General features: G+C 72.0%; 7 protein-coding genes. 5 read left to right on the plus strand and 2 right to left on the minus strand.

The features are described from left to right. The first annotated feature begins 57 nt into the window (after positions 1-57). The gene (locus BCD48_RS29345; RefSeq protein WP_071051622.1) at positions 58-492 is read left to right on the plus strand and encodes a cold-shock protein; all 435 of its coding nucleotides are present in this window, start codon (positions 58-60) and stop codon (positions 490-492) included. Between the two features lie 67 nt (positions 493-559). On the opposite strand, the gene BCD48_RS29350 is transcribed toward BCD48_RS29345, so the two are convergent. Beyond that, the gene (locus BCD48_RS29350; RefSeq protein ID WP_241842074.1) at positions 560-1,099 is read right to left on the minus strand and encodes a DUF2237 family protein; all 540 of its coding nucleotides are present in this window, start codon (positions 1,097-1,099) and stop codon (positions 560-562) included. 314 nt (positions 1,100-1,413) lie between these two features. Between BCD48_RS29350 and BCD48_RS29355 the strand changes: the two genes are divergently transcribed. After that, positions 1,414-1,629, plus strand: coding sequence for a DUF3073 domain-containing protein (locus BCD48_RS29355; RefSeq protein WP_071051623.1), 216 nt, complete (start codon positions 1,414-1,416; stop codon positions 1,627-1,629). 150 nt (positions 1,630-1,779) lie between these two features. Here the strand turns inward: BCD48_RS29355 and BCD48_RS29360 are convergent, their stop codons facing one another. Further along, positions 1,780-2,112: an ArsR/SmtB family transcription factor gene (locus tag BCD48_RS29360; protein ID WP_071051624.1), complete on the minus strand. Its 333-nt coding sequence runs from the start codon at positions 2,110-2,112 to the stop codon at positions 1,780-1,782. Between the two features lie 1,042 nt (positions 2,113-3,154). On the opposite strand from BCD48_RS29360, the gene BCD48_RS29365 reads away from it, so the two are divergent. The 3 genes from BCD48_RS29365 (at position 3,155) to BCD48_RS29375 (ending at position 6,890) form a co-directional block, all read left to right on the plus strand. Next, the gene (locus BCD48_RS29365) at positions 3,155-4,483 is read left to right on the plus strand and encodes a M20/M25/M40 family metallo-hydrolase (RefSeq protein ID WP_241842075.1); all 1,329 of its coding nucleotides are present in this window, start codon (positions 3,155-3,157) and stop codon (positions 4,481-4,483) included. A 228-nt stretch (positions 4,484-4,711) separates the two neighbouring features. After that, the gene (locus tag BCD48_RS29370) at positions 4,712-5,713 is read left to right on the plus strand and encodes a DUF459 domain-containing protein (RefSeq protein ID WP_241842076.1); all 1,002 of its coding nucleotides are present in this window, start codon (positions 4,712-4,714) and stop codon (positions 5,711-5,713) included. Between the two features lie 133 nt (positions 5,714-5,846). Continuing rightward, complete coding sequence (locus tag BCD48_RS29375) at positions 5,847-6,890, plus strand: NAD(P)-dependent alcohol dehydrogenase (protein ID WP_071051627.1); 1,044 nt, start codon at positions 5,847-5,849, stop codon at positions 6,888-6,890. Positions 6,891-7,062 lie beyond the last annotated feature (172 nt).

Below are 7,062 nucleotides of genomic sequence, written 5' to 3' on the forward strand. Positions count from 1 at the left end.
CTCATGCACCGTGATGCGGTCGTGGTTCCGGCTTACTGGTGTTTTTCGGGGTGATGTGTGCGCACAGGCAAGGTCTTGAGGTTCGATCAGGTTCGAGGCTACGGGTTCATCGCCCCGGCAGGGGGCGGGGAGGACATCTTCCTCCATGCCAACGACCTGCTGGTCGACAAGCATCTGGTGACCGCTGGCGTGACCATGGAGTTCGAGGTCGAGCAGGGTGACCGCGGGCCGAAGGCGACCGGCGCGCGGCTGGCGCGCGCGGCCCAGGCCGGCTCGTCGCCGGCCGCCGGGACGGCCGCCGCCGAGGGCCCGGTGCGCGAGGCGGGGGACGACACCGAGGACTTCTTCTACGTCCCGTCGGCGAAGGAGTTCACCCGGGAGATCACCGAGCTCCTGCTGCAGACCGAGCCGACGCTGACCGGCGCGCAGATCCTGGCCGTCCGCCGTGGCCTGACGAGGCTCGCCGAGAAGAACGGCTGGATCGACGGCTAACCGGTCCTCATGTCGCGACGGTGCCGTACCAACGGGCAGGGACCCCGGGCTGGCGCGAAGCGCCAGCCTAAGTCAGCGAGCGCGGGTCCGCGGGCACGTCGACGGCGTGCTCCCGCAGGGCCTCGAGCGGGATGATCTCCAGCGCGCGGGCATTCGTCGAGGCGAGCACCACGGGCGCCGCGGCGCCCGCCCGGTATGCCTGCAGCCAGCGGGTCGCGAGGACGCACCACCGGTCGCCGGGGCGCAGGCCGGGGAAGGCCCACTCGGGGCGAGGGGTGGACAGGTCGTTGCCCACGGCGCGCTGGTGATCGAGGAACTCCTTCGTGACCACGGTGCAGACGGTGTGACTGCCGAGATCCTCCGGTCCGGTGCTGCAGCAGCCGTCCCGGAAGAAACCGGTCATCGGGTCGGTGCCGCACGGCTCCAGAGGGTCACCGAGAACGTTGCGCTCGTCCGTCACGCCCCCAGTGTGCAGGTTCCCTGTCGAGGAGCGCAGCATGGTCCCCGAACGCTGGCGGTGTGACCCCGAGCCCGCGGGAGTGAGGATCCACGGCGGATCGGGAACGAAGGTGGCGGTGGCCGCAACGACGGCGACCGCAACGCTCACAATCTGACGAGGTTGTAAGGTATTCAGCGGTCGACTACCGACGACGACCGCTGCCCGACGGGCGTGGGGCGACAGCGTAGGCCCTCGAGAAGGCCGGCATAGCCGGCCGGTGTCGAGCGGTTGACGCGGAGCGCTGGCACCGATGGCCGTACGGGCGGCGGGAGCCTGACGCCCGGGTGGGTCCCGGCGCGCCGGGCGGCGGCGTGGGCGGGCGGCCATCGGTGTCGTGGACGTTTCGTCGTAGGCGACAGGTACGGGCGACGAGCGCGGTGCGCGGCGGCGGGTGCCGCGGCGTCGCGGAAGGGAGTCGGGCCATGGGGCGGGGTCGGGCCAAGGCGAAGCAGACGAGGGTCGCTCGGGAGCTCAAATACCACTCGCCGTCCATCGATCTCGACCGGCTGCGGGCCGACCTCGGTGGCGCGGCGGACGACGACCTGGACGGCGAGGTCGATGCGACGGTGAGCTCCGGCTGGACCGAGGTGTACGAGCAGGAAGAGGAGGACGACGAGGCGCGCGCCTCCTCCTACTGAACGCGGCGTGGCCACGCCTCGGCGTGGCCACGCGGCACGGCGGCACGGCGGCGCCGCGGCGGGCGTCCAAGGGACGCCCGCCGCGGTCGCCCGCGCCCGGTCATGGCGGCTGGCCATGGGCGGGTCCTGCCGCGGCGTGACGGCGCCGGGTCAGGGCTGGGCGGCGAGGAGATCGCGCAGGATCTCCGCCTGCTCGTTGAGAACGCCGGTGAGGATCAGCCGGGCCTGGTCCAGCAGCCCGGCGATCAGCGGCGTCGCCAGCGCGTAGTAGACAGTCGTGCCCTGCTTACGGGTGGTCACCAGGCCGGCGCGACGCAGCACCCCGAGCTGCTGGGACAGGTGGGAGGCTTCGAGGCCGACCTCGCCCACGAGCTCGCCGACCGAGCGCTCGCTGTCGCGGAGCAGCTCGAGAACGCGGATGCGGGCCGGATGGGCCAGGGAACGAAAGAACTGGGCTTGGAGTTCATAGAGCGGGGTGGCCATCGGACTAGCCACCCTGCCGGCATACCCGGCCCGCCAGTCCTAGCCCGGCCGTGGGGACGCGCCCCCCGGCCCAGACCGATCGAAAAAAGGTTGGTCGACGGGAAGGCAACACCTGCGAATCTTACGACATTGTCAGGTAGCCGGCCCTGACCTCCCAGATCGGCGCTGGTAGTTAGCCGCGGCGCTCTCCACGGCGTGAGGGAGCGCTCGCGCCAGCGGGCTTGTGACGGGTGCGGCGGGAGCTCACCGCGCCGGTTGTCGCGGGTGGGCCGAAACCGCTCGCCTCGCGTCCGGCCGCCTGCTGTTGGCCGGGCGGCAGAGTGCCCGCTGCCGGGGCGGTGCCCGCGGCTGCTCGGACCTGCCGCTCGGTCCGAAGGCCACGGGGTTCGCTGGTCGTTGGTAGCCGTGTCGGCCGAAGCGATGCGAAGTACCGCGAGGTACGCCGATAGCCGTGCGTCCACCGGTAATGGTCGTCAAGGTCTCCTGACGACTCGAACAACGCCTTGCAGTGCAGATCCGCTCGTGGGCACGGATACAGCGTCATGAGCCACCCCTTCCGGCCGCACCGGCGAGAGGCCTCCGGTGACGTGTACCGGGCGCGCGGCCGCCCCGTAAGAGCGGCTACCGCCCGATCGCGCCTCCTTCGGCCCGTGCGCTGCCAGCGCGGGCCCTGTGACATCAAGGGCCTCAGGGCGCACCTGGCCTCACCGCCGTCGCGCCCTTAGGCGTCTACCCGAGAGCCGGACATCCGAAAGCCGCGGCATCCCAGGTCCGGCCTGGCTGCCCCGGTGGAGGCGCTGCCCGGCCCACCTGGTCCGCCCGGTCGGACCGGGTCCAGCCGTCGGCCGAGGCTCCGTTGACGAGCGACCTTCGGCCACCCGGTCGGTCTGCTGAGTGACGTCCGTCTCAATGTTGCCAATAGGTTACCGTGATCAGGTTGTTTCTGTAGCCGATCCGGCGTACGCAAGGCGCCAGGGGCAGACTGTCAGGCATGGCGAACGATTCGACAACCTTCCGGGGGACACCGACCGGATCCGGGTCCATGACCACCGTGACCGCGGCGGAACTGCCGAGCGCGAGTGCTCAGGACGAGGTCGTCGAACTGTGCCGGGACCTGTTGCGGATCGACTCGACCAACCGCGGCAACGGCGACGGGTTCGAGCGCACGGCCGCCGAGTACGTCGCCGCCAAGCTTGCCGAGGTCGGCCTCGAGCCGACGCTGCTGGAGCCCGAGCCGGGCCGTACCAGCGTCATCACTCGGGTCGAGGGCGCCGACCCGAGCCGCCCGCCGCTGCTGATCCACGGCCATCTCGACGTGGTCGCGGCGGACCCGGCCGACTGGACCCACCACCCGTTCGGCGGCGAGGAGGCGGACGGCTGCCTGTGGGGCCGCGGCGCGATCGACATGAAGGACATGGACGCGATGACGCTCGCCGTCGTCCGTGACCTGATGAGGACCGGCCGGAAGCCGCCGCGCGACCTGGTCCTCGCGTTCGTCGCCGACGAGGAGGCCGGCGGGCCGCTCGGCGCGAGCTGGCTGGTGAACAACCACCCCGGCCTGTTCGCCGAGTGCACGGAGGCGATCAGCGAGGTCGGCGGCTTCTCCTACACGATCAACGACGACCTGCGGCTCTACCTCATCCAGACCGCCGAGAAGGGCATGGCCTGGATGAAGCTGACCGCGCGCGGCCGCGCCGGCCACGGCTCCATGCTCTCCTCGGACAACGCGGTGACGGCGCTCGCCGAGGCGGTCACCCGGGTCGGCCGGCACCGCTTCCCCATCATCCTGACTCCGACCGTGCACCAGTTCCTCGACGCGGTCGGCGACGCCCTGGGCATCGAGATCGACACCGACGACCTGGAGACGACCGTCGCCAAGCTCGGCGCGCTCGCGCGGATGATCGGCGCCACCATCAGCAACACCGCCAACCCGACCCAGCTGAATGCCGGCTACAAGGTGAACGTGATCCCAGGCGAGGCGACGGCCGGCATCGACGGCCGGTTCCTGCCCGGCCACGAGGAGGAGTTCATCAGCCAGATCGACGACCTGATCGGCCCGGACATCCGCCGCGAATGGGTGGTGCTCGACCGGGCGGTCGAGACGCCGTTCGAGGGGCCTGTAGTCGACGCGATGGCCGCCGCGCTGCGCGCCGAGGATCCCGGCGCCCGCGCCGTCCCCTACATGCTCTCCGGCGGCACCGACGCCAAGTCGTTCTCCCGCCTCGGCATCCGCTGCTTCGGCTTCTCCCCGCTGCGCCTGCCACCTGACCTGGACTTCTCCGGCATGTTCCACGGCGTCGACGAGCGCGTCCCCACCGACGCCCTCCGCTTCGGCGTACGCGTCCTGGACCGCTTCCTGGCCGCCAGCTGACTCCTGGCCGCCGGCTGTGCCAGCGGTGTGAGCGGTCGGGGCGTGCGAGAGTCCACCTGGGGTGCGTTGAGGAGCTGGAACCGGGCATCTTTCCGTTGTCGCAGTGTGTTCTGACCCGTCTCTGGTGACGGGGCCGGGACGAGGCGGCGGCGGTCCCACCGGGGCCGCGGGACGGTGACGGGGCCGCGCACGGCCGGCGGTGGCTCGGAGCAGGGGGGCGGGGGCTGGGTGGCGGCGCGACGGCCGGGGCCGATCGGGTGGCTGTTCATCGGGGCGGTGTTGTTGGGACTGGTCGCGGTCATCAGCAGGCCGGACGAGGGCGGCGGCGGGGACCGGAAGGTCGCGCTGTGGGGGGACTCGCTGGCCTGGGAGGCACAGGGGCCGTTCAAGGCGGCGATGACGGCCGCCGGCGGCACGTCCCTCCTGATCCACACGTACGGCGGCACGGCGCCCTGCGACTGGCTCGACGACATGCGCAAACAGTCACGACGGTGGCACCCGACCGTGGCGGTGCTGTCCTTCTCCGGCAACACCGGGTCGCGCTGCATGAAGGGCCGCGACCTCGTCGACGCCTACCGTGACGACGTCACGAAGGCGGTCGCGCGGCTCACCCGGGCTGGTTCCCACGTCCTGCTGGTTGAGGCGCCGCCGCGGCTCGACCAGCCGGTGAGCGACGGCGGGCTCACCCCGCTCGACCAGATCTGGCGTGACATCGCCCGCGACCTGCCGGACACGACCGTCGTGCCCGCGGGCCGGGCGGTGACCATGCCGGACGGCCGGTTCGCGCGGACGCTGCCGTGCCTCCCGGGTGAACAGTGCGAACCCGACGGGGCGGTGACCGTGCGCAGCCCCGACGGGGTGCACTTCTGCCCACGCCAGATGCCACCGGTGACGCCCTGCCCGGTCACGTCGCCCGGCGCGGACCGCTACGGCCGGGCGATGGCCGCGGCGGCGGTCGCGGCCCTCGGCCCGGCCCCGTCGCCGTCGGGCACGCCGCCGCCGTCCGCCCACCGGTCCACGCCGGGCGCGCCGCCGGCACCGGCGAGGGTGACGCGCCGGCGTCCGGACAGGCGGCGAGCGGAGACCCAGAGGGTGGGCGCGGGCCGACGCGGGCCACCGCCGACGGAGAGCTGTGCCGTGAGCACTATCCCGTCGCCGGTCCGTCCGCGCAGGCTTGTCGACGGGTGCGCCCGCCGCGCCCTTCGTACCCGTCGAACGCCCGGGAACTGACCGTTCCGTCCGGGTTCCGCCGCGGCCATGCCACGGGTCGCGAGACCATGCCACGGGTGTGGCCGGCCGGCGGAGCCCGGCGGCGTGTCAGCCCCGGCCGCGCCACCCGACCGCATGATCGAACAGGAGAACGATGGCCACCGTACGCGCACTTGCCATCCCGGCCGCGGGCGCGAGCGTCGAGCCCGCCACCGTCGAGCGGCGCGACCCGCGCCCGGACGACGTCGTCATCGACATCAGGTACGCGGGCATCTGCCACAGCGACATCCACCAGGCCAACGAGGACTGGGGCCCGGTGATCTTCCCGATGGTACCCGGCCACGAGATCACCGGCGTCGTCGCGGCGGTCGGCGCGGCGGTCACGAGGTTCGCGGTCGGTGACCGGGTCGGCGTCGGCTGCTTCGTGAACTCCTGCGGGACCTGCGAGGCGTGCGTGGCGGGCCTGGAGCAGTATTGCGCCGCCCACCCGGTGGCGACGTACAACGGCAGGGACCACGACGGCGCGCCCACCTACGGCGGGTACAGCGAGCGGATCGTCGTGCGGGAGTCGTTCGTGCTGCGGATCCCGGACGCGCTCGCCCTGGACGCCGCCGCGCCGCTGCTGTGCGCCGGGATCACGACCTACTCACCGCTGCGGCACTGGAAGGTCGGACCCGGCTCTCGGGTGGCGGTCGTCGGCCTGGGCGGGCTCGGGCACATGGGCGTGCAGCTCGCGCACGCGCTGGGCGCCGAGGTGACCGTGCTGAGCCAGACGCTGGCCAAGGAGAAGGACGGCCTGCGCCTGGGCGCCGACCGCTACCGGGCGACCAGCGACCCGGTGACGTTCGACGAGCTGCGGGGGAGTCTCGACTTCATCCTGAACACGGTGTCGGCCAGTCTCGACCTGGACGCGTACCTGTCGCTGCTGCGCCTGGACGGGACGATGTGCAACGTCGGCGGCCCGGGCGACCCGCAGAACCACCTCGCGTACTCGCTGATCCAGACGCGGCGCAACCTCGCCGGCTCGAACGTCGGCGGCATTCGCGAGACCCAGGAGATGCTCGACTTCTGCGCGGAGCACGGCATCGCCGCCGAGATCGAGCTGATCGGCGCCGGCGACGTCAACACCGCCTACGAGCGGGTCCTCGCCAGCGACGTCCGCTACCGCTTCGTCATCGACATCGCGACGCTCGCCTGAGCCGGGCGCTGCTTCCTATGGTTGCCTTCCGCTGTGCCTTTTAGTGAGTTGTTTGGTTGGGTTTCAGTCATCCTGATAAGGCGGGGTCCGTCAGGCGCGGCCTGATCTGGGGGGTTGCCTGGCGGCCTGGAAGAGGCGTGGCTTGCCGGGGTGTTGGGGGATCTGGGTGTGG

This window comes from Pseudofrankia coriaricola (assembly GCF_001854805.1).
Classification (GTDB): domain Bacteria; phylum Actinomycetota; class Actinomycetes; order Frankiales; family Frankiaceae; genus Pseudofrankia.